Origin of the sequence: Devosia sp. (genome assembly GCF_028290435.1) — a bacterium.
Lineage (GTDB): Bacteria > Pseudomonadota > Alphaproteobacteria > Rhizobiales > Devosiaceae > Devosia.
The window spans coordinates 172,758-189,172 of the sequence record NZ_JAQGJV010000074.1 but is presented as its reverse complement, the minus strand read 5'-3'; the positions used below and the strand labels follow the sequence as shown (position 1 = coordinate 189,172).

Genomic DNA, 16,415 nt, shown 5'->3' with positions numbered 1-16,415 from the left:
TCCCAACCACTAGACGGCACCTCCCCCCTTGCGGGGGAGGCTGGGAGGGGGGTGGGGCTGGGCAAAAAGCCAAGGAAGAAACCCCCACCCTTGGCGCTGCGCGCCGTCCCTCCCCACAAGGGGGAGGGAGACGCTGGGGCCGATAGATTGTCACTCATGCCGCCGCCCTCCCCAACTGGCCGGTGCGGGCCATGAGGAAGCGCTCGAGGGCGGAGAGGGCGTCGTAGATCAATACCGCGAGGACGCCGACGATGAGGCCGCCTTGCAGCACAAAGGCGGTGTTGTTGGCGGTGAGGCCGGCGATGATCACTTCGCCCAGGGTGCGCGCGGCGACGGTGGAGCCGATGGTGGCGGTGGCGAGAGAAATGACCGTCGAAAGGCGGATGCCGGAGAGGATCACCGGGAGCGCCAGGGGCAGTTCGACCTTGAGCAGGCGTTGCCAGCCGGTCATGCCGACGCCCTTGGCGGCATCGGTGACGGCAGGCGGAAGATTGGTCAGGCCGGTCAGGGTGTTCTCGAAGATGGGCAAGAGGCCGTAGAGGAACAAAGCCACCAGCGTGGGCGCGGTGCCAAAGCCGAGCACGGGCACGGCGAGGGCCAGGACGGCGACGGGCGGGAAGGTTTGGCCGACATTGGCGAGCGAGCGGGACAGCGGCAGGAATTCGGCGCCGAAGGGACGGGTTACCAGGATGGCTAGGCCGACGGCGATGATGGTGGAGGCCACGGTGGCGGTGAGCACGATGGCGAGGTGGTTCAGCGTGATATCGAGCAGGCTGCCCTGATTGTAGATCGGCGGTTGGCCGGCTTTGGCGAACAGGGCGAAAAAGCCGGCGAAAGTGTCCGGATGGATCAGGAACACTAGCAGGACGACCAGCACGATCAGGCGGATGAGCAGGCCGATCCTCATTGTGGGCGCGCCGCCAGACGGGCGAGCTGGGCCAGTGTCACCTGCCCGATGACCTTGCCGTCGCGCGTGACCGGGAGAGCTGGACGGCCGGACCAGAGCAGTTCGGCATAGGCGTCGCGTAGGGAGACGCCGGCATCAAGCGGGGTGCCGGCGACTTCACCGGGCTCGATGTGATCGGCCACCTTGCCGAGCGATAGCAGGCGGAACGGGCGTTCGGCGCTGCCGATCAGTTCGGCGACGAAGGGGGTCGATGGGTTGGCGATGATCTGTTGCGGGACGTCGTGCTGCAGCAGCTTGCCCTTGTCCATCACGGCGATCTTGGTGCCGAGATGGATGGCCTCTTCCATGTCGTGCGTGACGAGCACGATGGTGGTTTCGAACTGGCGCTGGACGGCGAGCAGGTCCTCTTGCGCCTTGGCGCGAATGACCGGATCAAGCGCGCCATAGGGCTCGTCCATCAGGAGAATGTTGGGCTTGGCCGCCAGGGCGCGGGCGACGCCGACGCGCTGTTGCTGGCCGCCGGAGAGCTCATTGGGCAGGCGATCGCGATACTGGGCCGGATCGAGCTGGAACAGGGTGAGCAGTTCCTCGACACGGTCGGCGATCTTAGCCTTGTCCCAGCCGAGCAGTTTGGGGACGGTGGCGATGTTCTGGCCCACGGTGCGGTGGGGGAAGAGGCCATGGCCCTGGATGGCGTAGCCGATGCGGCGGCGCAGCTCATAGGCGGGGATGCCGGCGATGTCTTCGCCGTCGATGCGGATGGCGCCGGAGGTTTGGTCGACCAGCTTGTTGATCATGCGCATCAGGGTGGTCTTGCCGGAACCGGAGGTGCCGACAATGACGCAAATGGTGCCCGGATCGATGACCAGCGAGACGCGGTCGACGACGGCGGTTTCGCCGTAGATTTTGGTGATGTCGTCGATTTCGATCATGCGCGCATCCCCGCTGAAGTCATTTCCACTGCTGCGTCCAGCACCACGGCGGCGGCGAAGGCCAGGGCCACGGTGGGCACGGCGCCGAGCAGCACCAGGTCCATCGCGGTCTGACCGATGCCCTGGAAGACGAAGACGCCGAAGCCGCCGCCGCCGATCAGGGCGGCAATGGTGGCAAGGCCGATATTCTGCACCAGCACAATGCGGATGCCGGTGAGGATGACCGGGAAGGCCAGTGGCAGTTCGACGCCGAACAGGCGCTGGCGGCCGGTCATGCCCATGCCCTTGGCCGCGTCGATGGCGGCGGGCGAGACGCTTTGGAGGCCAACCACGGTATTGGAAACGATGGGCAGCAGCGAATAGGCGAACAGCGCGACCAAAGCCGGGGCGATGCCGATGCCGGAAATGCCGATGGCTTTGGCGCCGGGCACGGTGGCGGCGACCCAGGCGAGCGGCGCGATGAGGAGGCCGAACAGGGCGATCGATGGGATGGTCTGGACGATGTTGAACACGTTGAGCACGGCGGCCCGGACTGGCTTGACGCGGTAGCAGAGAATGCCGACCGGGACGCCGAGGATGGTGGCGATGGCGACGGAGCCGAAGGCCAGGATGAGGTGGGTGCGCGCTTCCTGCCAGAACGGGGTAGCGCGGGTGGAGTATTCCTTGAGGATGGAGAGATCGTTCCAGGCGCCGCTCCACAGGAGCGCGGCGAGGGCGAGGGCGACGCCGACGAGGATGGCGATGCGCGGCCAGGGTTTCAGGCGCAGGCGGGTCAGCGCATCGGTGACGAGCAGCGCGAAGGCGAAGACGAACAGCCAGAAGCCGGCGCCGGGCGAAATGCGGGCGAAGGTGTCGCCTTCGGGGGTGAGATATTGGCCGGACCAGCCGACGGAGACGAAGAGCACCGCCAGGACGAGGAAGCCGCCGATGAGCTTGACCATGGTGGGGAAGCGCAGCAGGGCGATGATGAAGCCGATGACCAGGACGGCGGCAACGAAGGTGGCGGCAGATTCAGGCAGTGCGGTCAGCGGGGTGCGCGGTTCGCCGAGCACGATGCGGTTGGCGCGGAACAGGGCGAAGGGTTGCGTTGCGGCGAAGGCGGCGATTAGGGCGATGAGGACGCCCAGCTTGTCGAGCGCCAGCCAAGTGGGGCGGGACGGAGCGGCGGTAACGGCGATGCTCATGCGGCCCCTCTTGCTTCGCGTTTGTGGGAAGTTCCCCCCACCCTAGCCCTCCCCTCAAGGGGGAGGGGATTTCATCGAGTTCAGGATGACGCCCGATGATGGAGAGGCACGATCGGTCCCCTCCCCCTTGAGGGGAGGGTTAGGGTGGGGGTCGGCTTCCGCAAACTCCCACCCCAAGTTCAAGCCTACTTCACAAACCCGTTCGTCTTCAGGAAGTCCGTCGCCACGGCGGCAGCGGCTTCGCCGCCGACCTGGACGCGGCCGTTGAGGGTCTGCAGGGTCACGAGATCGAGCTTGGCGAAGACGGGGGCCAGGAGGGTTTCGATCTGCGGATATTCCTTCAGCACGGCTTCGCGGATGATCGGCGCGGGCTGGTAAACGGGCTGCACGCCCTTGTCGTCTTCCAGCACGGTCAGGCCCGAGGGAGCGATGCCACCGTCGGTGCCATAGACCATGGCGGCGTTGACGCCGTTGGTCTGCTGGGCAGCGGCGGCGATGGTGGCGGCAGTATCACCACCGGAGAGCGTTACCAGTTGTTCGGGCTTCAGGGTGAAGCCATAGACTTCCTGGAACTTGGGCAGCGCGCCGGGCGAGTTCACGAACTCGGACGATGCGGCCAGCTTGACTTCGCCGCCGCCGGCAACCCATTTGCCGAATTCGGAGAAGGTCTTGATATTGTTGGCGGTGGCGACATCGGTTCGGATGGCGACGGCCCAGGTATTGTTGGCCGGCGAGGGAGCCAGCCAGACGATCTTGTTCTGGGCGTAATCGAGCTTCTTGACCTCTTCATAGGCCTTGGTGGCGTCGTTCCACAGCAGCGGATCGGCACCCTCTTCCTGGGTCAGGAAGAATGCGCCATTGCCGGTATATTCCGGATAGATGTCGATTTCGCCAGCGGTGATGGCTTCGCGCACGATCGGAGTGGCGCCGAGCTGAATCTTGTCGGTGACGGCGATATCGTTGGCTTCCAGCACCTGCTTGATGATGTTGCCCAACACCCCGCCTTCGGTGTCGATCTTGGAGGAAACGACGACCTGGGCCTGCGCGGCGGTCACCGTCATGGCGAGCGCGAGAGCGGCGCTCAGGATTTTGGTAGAGAGGCGCATTGAATTCTCCTTGTTGTCCGGATTCCCACCCGGTCTGTCCCTAACCTATCGTCTTGTCGGCATTCAGCTAGGGCGGAAAATACTACGCAACCGGCCCCAGGGCGAAAAACTCGTCCAACTCCATAATCTTCGAGTGGGAAATAAGTTCGCTCATCAGTTCATCGGAGCCCAGAGCGAGTTCAACTGCCTCCACCTCCGCCGATAGCGGGCGGTCCTGCCAATAGCTGTCAGCATGCTGGCGGACCAGGTTGTAGATGATGCCGGGCACGTTGCCCGGACGGTCATGGGAGATGTCCATAGCCTGGGCGGAAAGAATGCCCTCGATGGCGGCAAGCCGGCGGAGCGCGAGCACCTGGCGCTCGAGGCGCTCGACGATGAGGGGGAGGAAGGTGGCCTCATCCTCGATGCCGCCGGCGACGACCAGAGAGTTGGCGGAGATCGGGTTGGTGAGGGTCAGCACGCGGGTATAGAGCTCGCCGGCCAGCTTGATGATGGGACCGAAGCCGGTGGCGATGGTGCCGTGGGGGACCAAATTGACCGGGAGATCGCGGCGGCCGCCATTGCCCAGGAGGACGCAGCGGTTGAAGGAGTTGCGGGCGATATGGGTGAGGCCCAGTTGCGCGGTTTGCATGAAGACGCTGACGTCGAGGGGGAGCGAACCGCCGGAGGTGAGCACCTGGCCGCCGGCGACTACGGGATTGTCGTCGGTGCGGCCGGTCGCAGCGAGCAGTATCTTGCCAGCGACGACGAGGGTTTCAAAGCCGGTGGCGAAGACCTGGCTCATCATGCGCAGGCTGAGCGGGTCCTGGATGTGCGTAGCGCTGGGCCAGTCCCAGCCCTTGGCGTTGAAATAGAGCCAGGCCCCGATGCCGGCCTCGCGGTCGGTGCCGACATGGGCGACGGCCTTCCACGGATCGCGCGAAGCGCCGAGCGCGCCGGCGGTGGTGAGGCCGGTCGCCAGCAGGACGCGGGTGACATCGGCGGCGCTGCGCAGGGCGTTGGCGGCGGCGGCATAACCGACGGCATTGGTGGAGATGGAGGCGAGGCTATCGCGTGGGGCGAGCTTGAAGGGCTTGAGGCCGGCGCCGGCAAGGGCGTCCTCGGCGGGCATGCGGATGCCCTTGAACTGCGCTTCGCCGGCACCGGTCAGGACGGCGCCAATCTGGCCCATGAGGCCGATATCGGCGCAGCCGATGGAGCCGGTGCGGCGGACGACGGGGACGACGTCATTGGAGAGGAGAGCCAGATAGGCTTCGACCAGGTCGACGGTGCAGCCGACGCGACCGGTCAGCGCCATGTTGACGCGGATGGCCATGGCGGTGCGGATGACATCGGCGGGAAAGGCTTCGCCGGTGCCGAAATGATGGGCGCGAACCAGGCCGAGATTGAAGGCGTCGAGTTCGTCGGCGGACCACTCGACATCCTTCATGGCGCCAACGCCGGTGGTGGAGCCATAGACCGGCTGGCCGGCGGCGATGGCGTCCTCGACCACGATGCGGGCTTCGGCGACGCGCTGCAGGGCGGCTTCGTCCGCGACGAGGCGGGCGCGGCGGGCGCCGATGCGGGCGATATCGGAAAAGCTCAGCGGCTTGCCGTTGAGGCGGATGGCGGGACCGGTCGACGTGATCGCAACGTGGTTCATGTCAGCACGCTATTGGATAGTTCTGGTTCATGGGATATCCCAATTGTTGAACAGGCCTATGCGGGTTTCTTAGGCAACCGCACAGCCTGCCCAAAGGGTGGACAATGGATACCGCGACCCTGATCGCCATGGATGTGGTTCTACGCGAGCGCAGCGTACGCGGCGCGGCGCGGGCGTTAGGCCGGCCGGTCTCCAGCATTGCCGTTTCCATAGCGCGGCTGGAGGGCGAAATCTCGGTGAAACTGGTGGAGCGGGCCGGCGCAGGACTGGTGACGACGTTGGAGGCGGTGCGGCTGGGGCCGGAGATTGCGGCGGCGGCATTGCTGGCGGGGCAGCTTGGGGCGAGTGGGACGATCAAGCTGGAAACGCTGGAGCGGTTTACCCAGGTGGCGGCGCAGGGCAGCATCAGGCGGGCGGCGCGGGTGATGGGGCTGGGACAGCCGCAGTTGACGCGGCAATTGGCGCAGTTGGAGCTGGCGTTTGGAGCGGTGCTGCTGGAGCGGAGCCGGGATGGCTCGTCGCTGACCGCTGAGGGGATGGCCTTAGCCGAGCGGGCCACGACTTTGCTGGACGCGTGGCGGCGGCTGTCGCTGGCGTCGGAGGATCGGTTTCGCAAGACTGCGGCGACGGCACGGTTGGGGTCGGTCATTCCGCTGGGCTATGAAAGCGAGATCGCGCGGCTGCTCGCGAGCCTCGTGGCGCGGTGGCATCGCGAACGGCCGCGGATTCCGCTGTTCGTGAGTTCGACCACGGCCGAGGACCTGTTGCGGGGGCTGAAGAATGGGCAGTTCGACGCGGCGCTGCTCGATACCGAGGAACTGCCGCCCGATCTTGATGGCCGCATTATTACAAGGACCTCGCTGGCTATCGTTGGCGCGGCGGGCGGGGATAGCACCACTGCCCTGCTTTCGGCGCCGCTGGCCGTGCCGAGTTCGCGCAGCGGGTTGCGGCAGCGTATCAACCGCATCATCGAGGAAACCATGACGCCGGTGGAGCGGGCCAAAGTGCGGCTGGTGGAAATCGACTCGATCCCGGTCATTCTCAACATGGTGCTGCATCACGGCTTCGTCTCGGTGCTGCCGCAGGCCTCGGTCGCGCGCATTGCCGGGGACTTGCGGCAAGTGGCCCTGCCCGCGCGGTATGACATGAATTTTTGGCTGTGTTGGCCCAGGGGCGGCAAGGGCACGGCGCAGGCGATTGCGGCGATGATCGAAGGCTAGGCCGCCTGCGACGCCTTGTCTCGCCTGCGCGAAGGTCGCATTGCCAAATGGGGCGATCATGGCTCTTGTCATATGTGACAGCCGTTCCGTTCTGGCTTTCGGAGAGACAAATGGCCTTGCCGCGCCCGATCGACCATCCTTATCGCCATGCCATCATGGACGAGGTTCATGCGCGCCCGGTAGAAATCGTGCCCGGCGCGGGCCGTATTCGGCGGCTGGTGTTTGTCATGCCGGCTGAAGCTGGCGCAATGACGCGCGTTTTCGCTCGTTTCGAAGAGTTCTGCCACGCGGCCGGGGTGCCGACGCCTGCCGTCGCCAGCCGGCAATATGGCTTCGATATTGGCCCGCGGCATGTGACCTGGGAATTCCATACCGAATTTGTGACGGTGACCTGGCGCGCGGATTTGCATGACATGGAGAACTGGCCCGAAGATATCGGCCTGCAAGCGCTGGGCGACAGCCTGCTGATTGGCGCCATGCGCATTGACGTGATTGCCGATGCGCAGGTGCCGGAACGCTTGCTGCCGGGCTTTGCGCTGGCCAGCCTGTGCGTCTCCGATCTCGATACCGGACGCGCCCAGGTGGCGACCGATTTCGTGCCGGACGCGGAAAACTTCACGCGGTTTGAACTGGCTGCGGGGGACTTGAGCGTGTTGCGCCGCTCGATCATCGTGCGGCGGCTGCTGGAGGTGGAGACCTATCGCACCATGGCGCTGCTCGGCCTGCCATTGGCGCGCGAGCAATCGCCGGCCTTGCGCGCCACCGAGATAGAATTGACGGCGCTGATCGAAACGCTATCGACTGCGACGACGCCGGAGACGGTGCAAACGGCGCTTGCGGCGCTGCATGCATTGTCGGTCCGCACCGGGCAGTTGTCGGAGCGGCTGGGTTATCGTTTTGCCGCCAGCCATGCGTATGGCGATATTTTGCGCACGCGGCTTGCTGGGTTGAGGGAAAGCGCGACCGGCGTGGGCTCCAGCCTGACGCACTATATCGGCAACCGGGTCGATCCGGGGCTGGCGACCTGCGCGGCGATGGAAAAGCGGCTCAGCGTGCTGTCCGACAAGATCGAGCGCGCCATCGGGCTGCTTAATGTGCGCATCGGGTTGGACATGCAGATCCAGAACAAGTCGGTGCTCGACAATATCGCCCATACGGCCAACAGCCAGTTTCACTTGCAGCGGACGGTCGAGGGGCTGTCGACCATAGCCATCAGCTATTATCTGCTCGGCATTTTGAGCTACCTGCTGGCCGGGCCGCTGGAGGAATGGCATTTTGAAAAGACCATGACGCTGTCGATCGCGGCGCCGTTCGTGGTGCTGGCGGTGTGGCTGATGGCGCGGGCAGTGCGCAATTCGCACACGCCGCCAACGCTTAAGTGATGATTTAAGCGTTGAACGCGGCGTCGCTTAGGTACATACTTAAGCGACAAGGAGACATCGCCATGGCCGCACTGTTTCACCAGATTATCGAACGCCGCAAAGCCGAGTGGATCGCCAGGCTGGATCGGTTGGGCGCATTCCTCGCGGGTAAGCTCTAGGCCGGACGCCTGTTCCGCCACTGCCGGAACAGGATCGGCAGCGCGATGACAATAATCAGCAGCGAACCGGTGAATATGGTCATGACGATGCCCGGCACGTTGAGTAGGCCAAGGCCGAAGGTGACGAGGCCGACGATCAACGCGGCCAGCACCACGCCGAGAATGGAGCCGGCACCGCCCAGGATCGACACGCCGCCCAGTACCACCATGGTGATGGCTTCGAGCTCAAAACCTTCGGCAATCGAGGGGCGCGTGGAGCCGAGCCGCGCGGTCAGCAGCACCGCGGCGATGCCGCTCATGACGCCGGTGAGGCAGAACAGGATGAACTTGGTGCGCGCCACGCGCACGCCTGAGAATTGCGCGGCAATGTCGTTATTGCCGATGGCGTAGACGCGGCGGCCGAAATTAGTGCGGTGCAGCAGCACGTAATAGAGCACGGCCATGACGAGGAAGAGCACCAGCTCGAACGAGATCACCCAATAGACATAGCCCTGCCCAAACCAGGCGAAGCTGGCCGGATAGCCCTTGTAGCTCTGGTCGCCCAGGATGATGAAGGAGATGCCCCGGAACAGGCTCATGGTGCCGATGGTGACCACGATGGAGGGCAGCTTGAGCCCGGTCACGAGGAAGCCGTTGAAGGCGCCGCAGACGATGCCGGTACCAATGCCGATGGCGACGAGCGCCGGCGTATCGGCGCCGAATTGTAGCGCAAAACCCATGAGGGTGGAGGCCAGGGCGATGATCGCGGCGACCGACAGATCGATCTCACCCGAGATGATGAGCAATGCCATCGCCAGCGCGATCAGCGCCTTTTCGGTGAAATTGAAGGTCAGGTCGCTCAGCGAATAGGCGTTGAGGAAATAGGGCGACGCAAATGAGTTGATGATGAAGATCACCACTGCCACGGCAATCAGCAGGCTCTCCCAGCTCAGGATGGAGGAGCGGAGGGGATTGTCGAGGCGATTGGGGAGATGGCGGGTTGTAGTGTCGGTCATGCGGCTTCCGCCTTCTTCAGGATCACGCGGCCTTTTTGGCGTTCGCCGCGGGCGTTGAGGATGACGGCGAGGAGGATAGCGGAACCGGAAATGGCCATTTGCCAGAAGGGCGAAATGTTGATGACCGGCAGGGCATTGTTGATGACGCCGAGGAAGATGGCGCCGAGCAGGACACCGGTGACGGTGCCAATGCCGCCGGCGATGGAAACGCCGCCGATGACGCAGGCGGCGATGATGGTGAGTTCATAGCCGCTGGCGACCTCGGTGGAGGCGATAACGTAGCGCGAAATCCACAGGTAACCGGCTAGGCCCGAGACGGCGCCGGCAATGGTGAAGGCGAGGAATTTGGTGCGGCCAACATCGATGCCGGTATAGACCGAGGCGGTCGGGTTGACGCCAATGGCGTAGAGCGAGCGGCCGAGTGGGGTGCGGGTCATCAGGAGCCAGAACAGCAGCGCGACGACGATGGCGAACCAGGACAGGATGGGCAGACCGAGGAAGGCGCCGCGCTGGAGCGCCACGAAATCTGGGCTCATCTGGGCGGCGTTGACCCAGGCGCCGCGGGAAATGACGAAAATCAGGCCGCGATAAATGGTCAAGGTGCCCAGCGTTACGACGATGGGGGGAATGTTCAGCTTCCACACCAGCACGCCGTTGAACGCGCCCAAGACGCCGCCGACCGCGATGCAACCCAGGATCAACACCGGGATCGGCACGCCCGGGAATGCGGCGTTGGTCATGGCGACGATCATGCCGGTCAGGGCCAGATTGGCGGCCATGCTGAGATCAATCGAGCGGGTCAGGATCACCGTCATCTGGCCGAGGGCCAGCATCATCAGGATCGAGCTGTCGTTGAAAATGGTCAGCAGATTGCCAGGTTGGGCGAAGCGGGGAAAGCGGATGGTGACCAGCACCAGGACCAGCAGGATGGCCAGCGCCAGGAAGATTTCGCGGTGTTTCAGAAGGCGGTTCATGCTGCTTCTTCCTCGGCGATACCGGCGGCAAGACGCACCAGCGTTTCGGGCTTAAGGCCCTTGTTGTCGAGCGTGGCGATGATGCGGCCTTCGCGCATGACGACGATGCGGTCGGCCATGCCGAGCACTTCGGGGAGTTCGGAGGTGACCATGATTACGGAGAGGCCCTGCTCCACCAATTCGCCCATGAAGCCGTGGACGGCGGCCTTGGAGCCGATGTCGATGCCTTTGGTGGGCTCATCGAGGATGATCAGTTTGGGGTTGGTGGCCAGCCATTTGGCAATGACCACCTTCTGCTGGTTGCCGCCGGAGAGGGTCGAGACGTTCTGGCTGAGCGAGGAGGCACGCAGGTCGAGGCGCTCGGTATAGGTGCGGGCGAGATCGAACTCCTGGGCGGCGCGGAGGAAGCCGTTGCTGGAGGTTTTCTTGAGCGAGGGCAGCGAGACGTTCTGGAAAATCGGTTGGCCGGTGATGACGCCCTGCTTGCCGCGTTCTTCGGGGACGTAGACGATGCCGGCTTCGACGGCGTCGGCGGCGGATTTGGGGGCGATGGACTGGCCGTTGAGGGTCATGGAGCCCGAGGATGGGGTCGTCATGCCGAAGACGGCCTGCATGACTTCGCTGCGGCCGGCGCCGACCAGACCGTAAAAGCCCAGGATTTCGCCCTTGCGGACTGAGAAGGAGATGTCGTCGAATTCGGTCGGGTGGCTGAGGCCCTTGGCTTCGAACACGGTTTCGCCGATCACGGCATTGCGGGCGGGGAAGATGTGATCGACGGAGCGGCCGACCATCATCTGCACGATCTGGCTTTGGGTCGTGTCCTTGATGAAGCCGGTGCCGACCTGCTCGCCATCGCGGAACACGGTGAAGCGATCGGCGATGCGGTAGATTTCATCGAATTTGTGGGAGATGAAGAGGATCGCCTTGCCGTCGGCCTTGAGCAGTTCGATGAGCACGTAAAGCTCCTCGATTTCCTTCTGGCTGAGGGCGGCGGTCGGCTCGTCCATGATGACGATCTGGGCGTCGATGGAGAGCGCACGGGCGACGGCGACGAGGTGCTTCTTGGCGATGCCGAGTTCCTTGAGCTTGATGTCCGGATCGATGCCGGCCGCCATGGAGTCGAGGGTTTCCTTGGCCTCAGAACGCATCTTGCGCCAATCGATCATCCCGAAACGATTGCGCGGCGCGTGGCCGAGATAGATGTTTTCCGCCACCGTCAGCTCGTCGAACAGCACGGTTTCCTGATGGATCGCGGTGACGCCGGCCTCGAAGGCGGCGTGGGCGGTCGGCAGGGTGACGGGTTTTCCGGCGACGGTGATTTCGCCCGCGTCGGGCTGGTAGATGCCGGTCATGACCTTGACCAGGGTGGATTTGCCCGCGCCGTTTTCGCCGATGAGGGCGGTGACCTGGCCGGCAAACAGCTCCAGCGCGACGTTGTGCAGGGCACGCACGCCGGGGAAGGTTTTCGTGATGCCGGAGAGGGTGAGGACGGGTGGGGTCATTGATGACTTGGTCTCGTTCTGGCCGTGAGGCGTCAGTCGACACCCTCCCCCTCGCGGGGAGGGATCAAGGGAGGGGGAGGTTAGCCCGAATATCGGGGCCGTCCCACACCCCCTCCCAACCTCCCCCGTCAAGGGGGAGGTGCCGTCCGGTGAGCGGACTGGATCGCAGTCCATTCCTATGACCCGGCCAGGCGCCGGACCTGAAGTCTCAATAGATCTTCGAAAATTCTTCGATGTTGGACTTGTCGAAGGTGAACGGAGGAGCCATCGCAGCCGAGTTGGTGTCGTCCAGCGTGATCGAGCCCATGCGGCCGATGGCTAGGGTTGCGCCTGGCTTGGCTTCGCCGCCCTTGACCAGGTCATCGGCAATCATCACGGCCGAGTAGCCCAGATCGATCGGGTTCCACAGGGCAACGGCCTGGCTGGCGCCATTGTCGATGAACTGCTTGAACTCGGAGGGGAGCGCCAGGCCGGTCACGTTGACCTTGCCGATCAGGCCCATGTCGGTGACGACCTGGGCAGCAGCCACGACGCCGACGGTCGTCGGAGCAATGATGGCCTTGAGGTTCGGGTAGGAAGCGATCAGGCCCTTGGCTTCGTCGGTCGACTTCACAGAGTCATCATCGCCATAAACGGTGGCGACGAGGTTGATCTTGGGGAACTCGGTCGGCAGGGCCTTCTTGGCGGCTTCGATCCAGGCGTTCTGGTTGGTCGCGGTCGAGGAAGCCGACAGGATGGCCACGTCGCCGCCGTCTGGCAGGTAATCGGCAGCCAGCTTGATGATGGTCTCGCCGATCAGGTTGGTTTCGGACGGGTTGAGGTGAACCTGGCGGCCTTCGGGAGCGACGCCCGAGTCGAACGAGATCACCTTGATGCCGCGTTCCATGGCCTTCTTAAGGACCGGAACCAGCGCGTCGGGATCGTTGGCGGAGATGGCGATGGCGTCGACCTGCTGGGCGATCAGCGAGTTGATGACTTCGATTTGGGCTTCGGCAGTGGCGGCGGTCGGGCCGGTATAGATGACTTCGACGTCACCGAGTTCCTTGGCGGCTTCCTGGGCGCCCTTGTTGGCGGCATCGAAGAAGCCGTTGCCGAGCGACTTGACGACCAGCGCGATGCGGGTCGCGGCAAAGGACGGGGTGGCAAATAGCGCGGCGAGCGCGGTGGTGATGGCCAGAGTTTTCAGCAGTTTCATGAGGATCCCTCCCTGGGACTTTTGGTTTTCGTTGGCTCAGGCGATGGCTTGGCGATCGCTCTGGGCGCTGGTGTCCGCCACGATGAGCCGCACGCCTGCCGTTTCGAGCATTTGGCGGTCTTCGTCGCGTATGCCGCCGTCGGTGATGACGGAGGCTATTCGGTCGAGCCCACACAAGATGAGGCTCGAATGAGAGGTGAATTTTGATGAGTCAGCGAGCACGATCAGCTCGTCGGCCTGCCCGATCAGTCCGAGTTCGGACTGCACGACCATGGGATCGGCTTCCATCAGGCCGTTCTTGCCGATGCCCTGGCAGCCGATGAACATTTTTCGCGCGTAGAAGTGCGAGGCCACGACGCCGCCGAAGGGCGACAGGATGACGTTCTGCTCGCGATAGACCGTGCCGCCGGGGATGACGACGGAATTGCGCGAATTGTGGATCAGGTGCTCGGCGATGGCGAAGCTGTTGGTGAAGACGCTGAGCCGGCGCGAGGCCAGGTGATGCACCATCTGATAGGTGGTGGTGCCGCCATTGATGATGATCGGCTCGCCATCCTTGCACATTTCGGCGGCGACCCGCGCGATGGCGCGCTTGGCGGTCATGTTGATGGTTTCGTTGACCGAGAATGGCCGGCCCATCAGCCCGCCCTGCTCCGGCGGATTGACCGCTTCGGCCCCGCCGCGCACCCGGCGCAACTGGCCCTGCACATGCAAAGCCGCGATGTCACGACGGATCGTCGCCTCGGACGTTCCGGTCATGTCGACCAGATCGGTCACGGTGGCGACCGGCCGCGATTGGACGGCAGCCAGAATGACCCTGTGGCGCTCGGTTTCGTGCAAAAGCGTTCTCCCTGGCCATTTGCTCCCATCAATTCCAATCAGTGTCAATCATGATTCTGGCGTTCCTGATTGTTATACTAACGTCATGATTGAACCTGATCGTTTGTGATTGACAGCCCGCGGCGATCTGTGGCCATCTCCGGCCAACAATTTCGCTGCCAATCTCTTTGGAGGAACCCTCATGTCCACCACCGCGCCCAAGCGCCTCGCCAACCTCTGGGACGACGCCAAAGCCGCCGCCATGAGCGAGCCCGAACGTCTCGTCTATCGCTCTAACCTGCTCGGCAGCGACAAGCGCGTCACCAACTACGGCGGCGGCAATACCTCATCCAAGATCATGCAGAAGGACCCGCTGACCGGCGAGACGGTCGAAGTGCTGTGGGTCAAGGGTTCGGGCGGCGATAGCGCCTCGATCAAGCTCGACGGGTTTTCGACGCTCTATATGGACAAACTGCGGGCGCTGAAGGGGCTGTATCGCGGGCTGGATTTTGAAGACGAGATGGTGGGCTACCTGCCCCACGCCACGTTCAACCTGAACCCGCGCGCCGCCTCGATAGACACGCCGCTGCATGCCTATGTGAACCATGCCTATGTGGACCACATGCATCCGGACGCGATCATCGCGATTGCGGCTTCGGTCAATTCGAAAGAGCTGACAAAGCAGATTTTCGGCGACAGCATTGGCTGGCTGCCATGGAAGAAGCCGGGCTTTGAGTTGGGCCTGTGGCTGGGCAAATATTGCGAAGAGAACCCGAAGTCCAAGGGGCTGATCCTTGAGTCGCATGGCCTGTTCACGTGGGGCGATACGCCCAAGGAATGCTACGAGACCACCATCGCCATCATCAATCAGGCGATCGAATGGTTCGAAGGGCAGACCGAAGGCAAAACCATTTTTGGTGGTGAAGCGGTCAAGTCGCTGGACGCCGATGCGCGGCGCGCGGTGGCGGCCAAACTGATGCCGAAGATTCGCGGCCTGATCTCGGAAGACAGCCACAAGCTGGGGCATTTCGATGACTCGGCGGCGGTGCTGGAATTCGTCAATTCCAACAATCTGCGACCGCTGGCAGCGCTGGGCACCTCCTGCCCCGACCACTTTTTGCGCACGAAAATCCGTCCGCTGGTGATCGAGTTCGATCCGGCCAATCCGGATGTGGACGCCGTGATCGCCAAGATTCCCGAGGATATCGCCGCCTATCGCGTCGACTATCAGGCCTATTACGATCGCTGCAAGCACGACAGCTCGCCGGCCGTGCGCGATCCGAACGCGGTGGTGTACCTGATGCCGGGCGTGGGCATGTTCACCTTCGCCAAAGACAAGGCGACGGCGCGGATTTCCGGCGAGTTCTATGTCAACGCCATCAACGTGATGCGCGGCGCTTCGACGGTTTCGACCTATCAGGGCCTGCAGGAGCAGGAAGCGTTCGATATCGAATATTGGCTGCTTGAAGAGGCAAAGCTCGCCCGCATGCCCAAGCCGAAGTCGCTGGCGGGGCAGATTGCGCTGGTCACCGGCGGCGCTGGCGGTATCGGCAAGGCCACCGCGGCGCGGTTGTTGCGCGAGGGTGCCTGCGTGGTGCTGGCCGATATCGACGAGACGGCGTTGGCTGCGGCCAATGAGGAGCTGGGCAAGGCGTTTGGTGCCGACTTCGTCCGCCCCGTCAATATCAACGTGACCAAGGAAGACGCGGTGATCTCGGGCTTCGCCCATGCGGTAGTAGAATTCGGCGGGCTGGATATTCTCGTGTCCAACGCCGGGTTGGCCTCATCGGCACCGATCGAGGACACCACGCTGGAGCTGTGGAACAAGAACATGGACATCCTGTCCACGGGCTATTTCCTCGTGAGCCGTGAAGCCTTCCGCCTGTTCCGCGCCCAGAAGATCGGCGGCAATGTGGTGTTCGTGGCGTCCAAGAATGGTCTGGCCGCTTCGCCGAATGCGGCGGCCTATTGCACCGCCAAGGCGGCCGAAATCCATCTGGCGCGCTGCCTGGCGCTGGAAGGCGCCGGCGAGCAAATCCGCGTCAATACGGTGAACCCGGACGCGGTGCTGCGCGGCTCCAAGATCTGGGCCGGCGAGTGGCTTGAGCAGCGGGCATCGACCTACAAGACCGACAAGGATGGCCTCGAAGAAATGTATCGCCAGCGCTCGCTGCTCAAGCGCTCGGTATTCCCGGAAGATATCGCCGAGGCAATCTACTTCCTGGCCTCGGACATGTCGGCCAAGTCGACGGGCAACATCATCAATGTGGACGCGGGCAACGCCCAGTCGTTCACGCGGTAAGAAGAGGGGGCAGACACGCTCACCCGGCGCTACGCGCCCCCCTCTCCCAGACGGGGAGAGGAAAGGGTCCCGGCGCTTTCTATTCCTCTCCCCGTCG

The 16,415-nt window shown here is 63.7% G+C and carries 13 protein-coding genes; 3 read left to right on the top strand and 10 right to left on the bottom strand.

Going from position 1 to position 16,415, the window contains the following annotated elements; translation table 11 throughout:
- Positions 1-154: 154 nt before the first annotated feature.
- From JWP26_RS16230 to JWP26_RS16210, 5 genes are all read right to left on the bottom strand, one after another.
- Positions 155-907: an ABC transporter permease gene (locus JWP26_RS16230; RefSeq protein WP_299729979.1), complete on the bottom strand. Its 753-nt coding sequence runs from the start codon at positions 905-907 to the stop codon at positions 155-157.
- Positions 904-1,839 carry an ABC transporter ATP-binding protein gene (locus JWP26_RS16225; RefSeq protein ID WP_299729976.1) on the bottom strand — a complete coding sequence of 312 codons (936 nt, stop codon included), beginning with the start codon at positions 1,837-1,839 and terminating at the stop codon, positions 904-906. The genes JWP26_RS16230 and JWP26_RS16225 overlap by 4 nt, the downstream gene beginning before the upstream one ends.
- Positions 1,836-3,023 carry an ABC transporter permease gene (locus JWP26_RS16220; protein WP_299729973.1) on the bottom strand — a complete coding sequence of 396 codons (1,188 nt, stop codon included), beginning with the start codon at positions 3,021-3,023 and terminating at the stop codon, positions 1,836-1,838. Before JWP26_RS16220 ends, JWP26_RS16225 begins: the two co-directional genes overlap by 4 nt.
- A gap of 185 nt (positions 3,024-3,208) precedes the next feature.
- A complete protein-coding gene (locus JWP26_RS16215; RefSeq protein WP_299729969.1) occupies positions 3,209-4,129 on the bottom strand; it encodes an ABC transporter substrate-binding protein in 921 nt (306 codons plus the stop codon).
- A gap of 82 nt (positions 4,130-4,211) precedes the next feature.
- A complete protein-coding gene (locus JWP26_RS16210) occupies positions 4,212-5,771 on the bottom strand; it encodes an aromatic amino acid ammonia-lyase (protein WP_299729966.1) in 1,560 nt (519 codons plus the stop codon).
- A gap of 104 nt (positions 5,772-5,875) precedes the next feature.
- Here JWP26_RS16210 and JWP26_RS16205 point away from each other — a divergent pair, with 104 nt between their 5' ends.
- Entirely contained in the window at positions 5,876-6,991 is a 1,116-nt protein-coding gene (locus JWP26_RS16205; RefSeq protein WP_299729963.1) for a LysR family transcriptional regulator, read from the top strand.
- A 110-nt stretch (positions 6,992-7,101) separates the two neighbouring features.
- On the top strand, positions 7,102-8,373 hold the full coding sequence (locus tag JWP26_RS16200; RefSeq protein ID WP_299729960.1) for a DUF3422 domain-containing protein: 1,272 nt from the start codon (positions 7,102-7,104) through the stop codon (positions 8,371-8,373).
- A gap of 154 nt (positions 8,374-8,527) precedes the next feature.
- Here JWP26_RS16200 and JWP26_RS16195 read toward each other — a convergent pair whose 3' ends face one another.
- From JWP26_RS16195 to JWP26_RS16175, 5 genes are all read right to left on the bottom strand, one after another.
- Positions 8,528-9,526, bottom strand: coding sequence for an ABC transporter permease (locus tag JWP26_RS16195; RefSeq protein WP_299729957.1), 999 nt, complete (start codon positions 9,524-9,526; stop codon positions 8,528-8,530).
- On the bottom strand, positions 9,523-10,500 hold the full coding sequence (locus JWP26_RS16190) for an ABC transporter permease (RefSeq protein WP_299729954.1): 978 nt from the start codon (positions 10,498-10,500) through the stop codon (positions 9,523-9,525). The genes JWP26_RS16195 and JWP26_RS16190 overlap by 4 nt, the downstream gene beginning before the upstream one ends.
- Positions 10,497-12,002, bottom strand: a complete 1,506-nt coding sequence (locus JWP26_RS16185; RefSeq protein WP_299729951.1) for a sugar ABC transporter ATP-binding protein — start codon at positions 12,000-12,002, stop codon at positions 10,497-10,499. The genes JWP26_RS16190 and JWP26_RS16185 overlap by 4 nt, the downstream gene beginning before the upstream one ends.
- A 208-nt stretch (positions 12,003-12,210) precedes the next feature.
- Positions 12,211-13,197 carry a rhamnose ABC transporter substrate-binding protein gene (rhaS, locus tag JWP26_RS16180; RefSeq protein WP_299729948.1) on the bottom strand — a complete coding sequence of 329 codons (987 nt, stop codon included), beginning with the start codon at positions 13,195-13,197 and terminating at the stop codon, positions 12,211-12,213.
- A gap of 36 nt (positions 13,198-13,233) precedes the next feature.
- On the bottom strand, positions 13,234-14,037 hold the full coding sequence (locus JWP26_RS16175) for a DeoR/GlpR family DNA-binding transcription regulator (RefSeq protein ID WP_299729945.1): 804 nt from the start codon (positions 14,035-14,037) through the stop codon (positions 13,234-13,236).
- A gap of 181 nt (positions 14,038-14,218) precedes the next feature.
- Here JWP26_RS16175 and JWP26_RS16170 point away from each other — a divergent pair, with 181 nt between their 5' ends.
- On the top strand, positions 14,219-16,318 hold the full coding sequence (locus JWP26_RS16170; RefSeq protein WP_299729942.1) for a bifunctional rhamnulose-1-phosphate aldolase/short-chain dehydrogenase: 2,100 nt from the start codon (positions 14,219-14,221) through the stop codon (positions 16,316-16,318).
- Positions 16,319-16,415 lie beyond the last annotated feature (97 nt).

Excerpts from the sequence above, each read along its gene's own strand:
- JWP26_RS16230 (WP_299729979.1), bottom strand. The coding sequence starts at position 907 with ATGAGGATCGGCCTGCTCATCCGCCTGATCGTGCTGGTCGTCCTGCTA.
- JWP26_RS16225 (WP_299729976.1), bottom strand. The coding sequence starts at position 1,839 with ATGATCGAAATCGACGACATCACCAAAATCTACGGCGAAACCGCCGTC.
- JWP26_RS16220 (WP_299729973.1), bottom strand. The coding sequence starts at position 3,023 with ATGAGCATCGCCGTTACCGCCGCTCCGTCCCGCCCCACTTGGCTGGCG.
- JWP26_RS16215 (WP_299729969.1), bottom strand. The coding sequence starts at position 4,129 with ATGCGCCTCTCTACCAAAATCCTGAGCGCCGCTCTCGCGCTCGCCATG.
- JWP26_RS16210 (WP_299729966.1), bottom strand. The coding sequence starts at position 5,771 with ATGAACCACGTTGCGATCACGTCGACCGGTCCCGCCATCCGCCTCAAC.
- JWP26_RS16205 (WP_299729963.1), top strand. The coding sequence starts at position 5,876 with ATGGATACCGCGACCCTGATCGCCATGGATGTGGTTCTACGCGAGCGC.
- JWP26_RS16200 (WP_299729960.1), top strand. The coding sequence starts at position 7,102 with ATGGCCTTGCCGCGCCCGATCGACCATCCTTATCGCCATGCCATCATG.
- JWP26_RS16195 (WP_299729957.1), bottom strand. The coding sequence starts at position 9,526 with ATGACCGACACTACAACCCGCCATCTCCCCAATCGCCTCGACAATCCC.
- JWP26_RS16190 (WP_299729954.1), bottom strand. The coding sequence starts at position 10,500 with ATGAACCGCCTTCTGAAACACCGCGAAATCTTCCTGGCGCTGGCCATC.
- JWP26_RS16185 (WP_299729951.1), bottom strand. The coding sequence starts at position 12,002 with ATGACCCCACCCGTCCTCACCCTCTCCGGCATCACGAAAACCTTCCCC.
- rhaS (WP_299729948.1), bottom strand. The coding sequence starts at position 13,197 with ATGAAACTGCTGAAAACTCTGGCCATCACCACCGCGCTCGCCGCGCTA.
- JWP26_RS16170 (WP_299729942.1), top strand. The coding sequence starts at position 14,219 with ATGTCCACCACCGCGCCCAAGCGCCTCGCCAACCTCTGGGACGACGCC.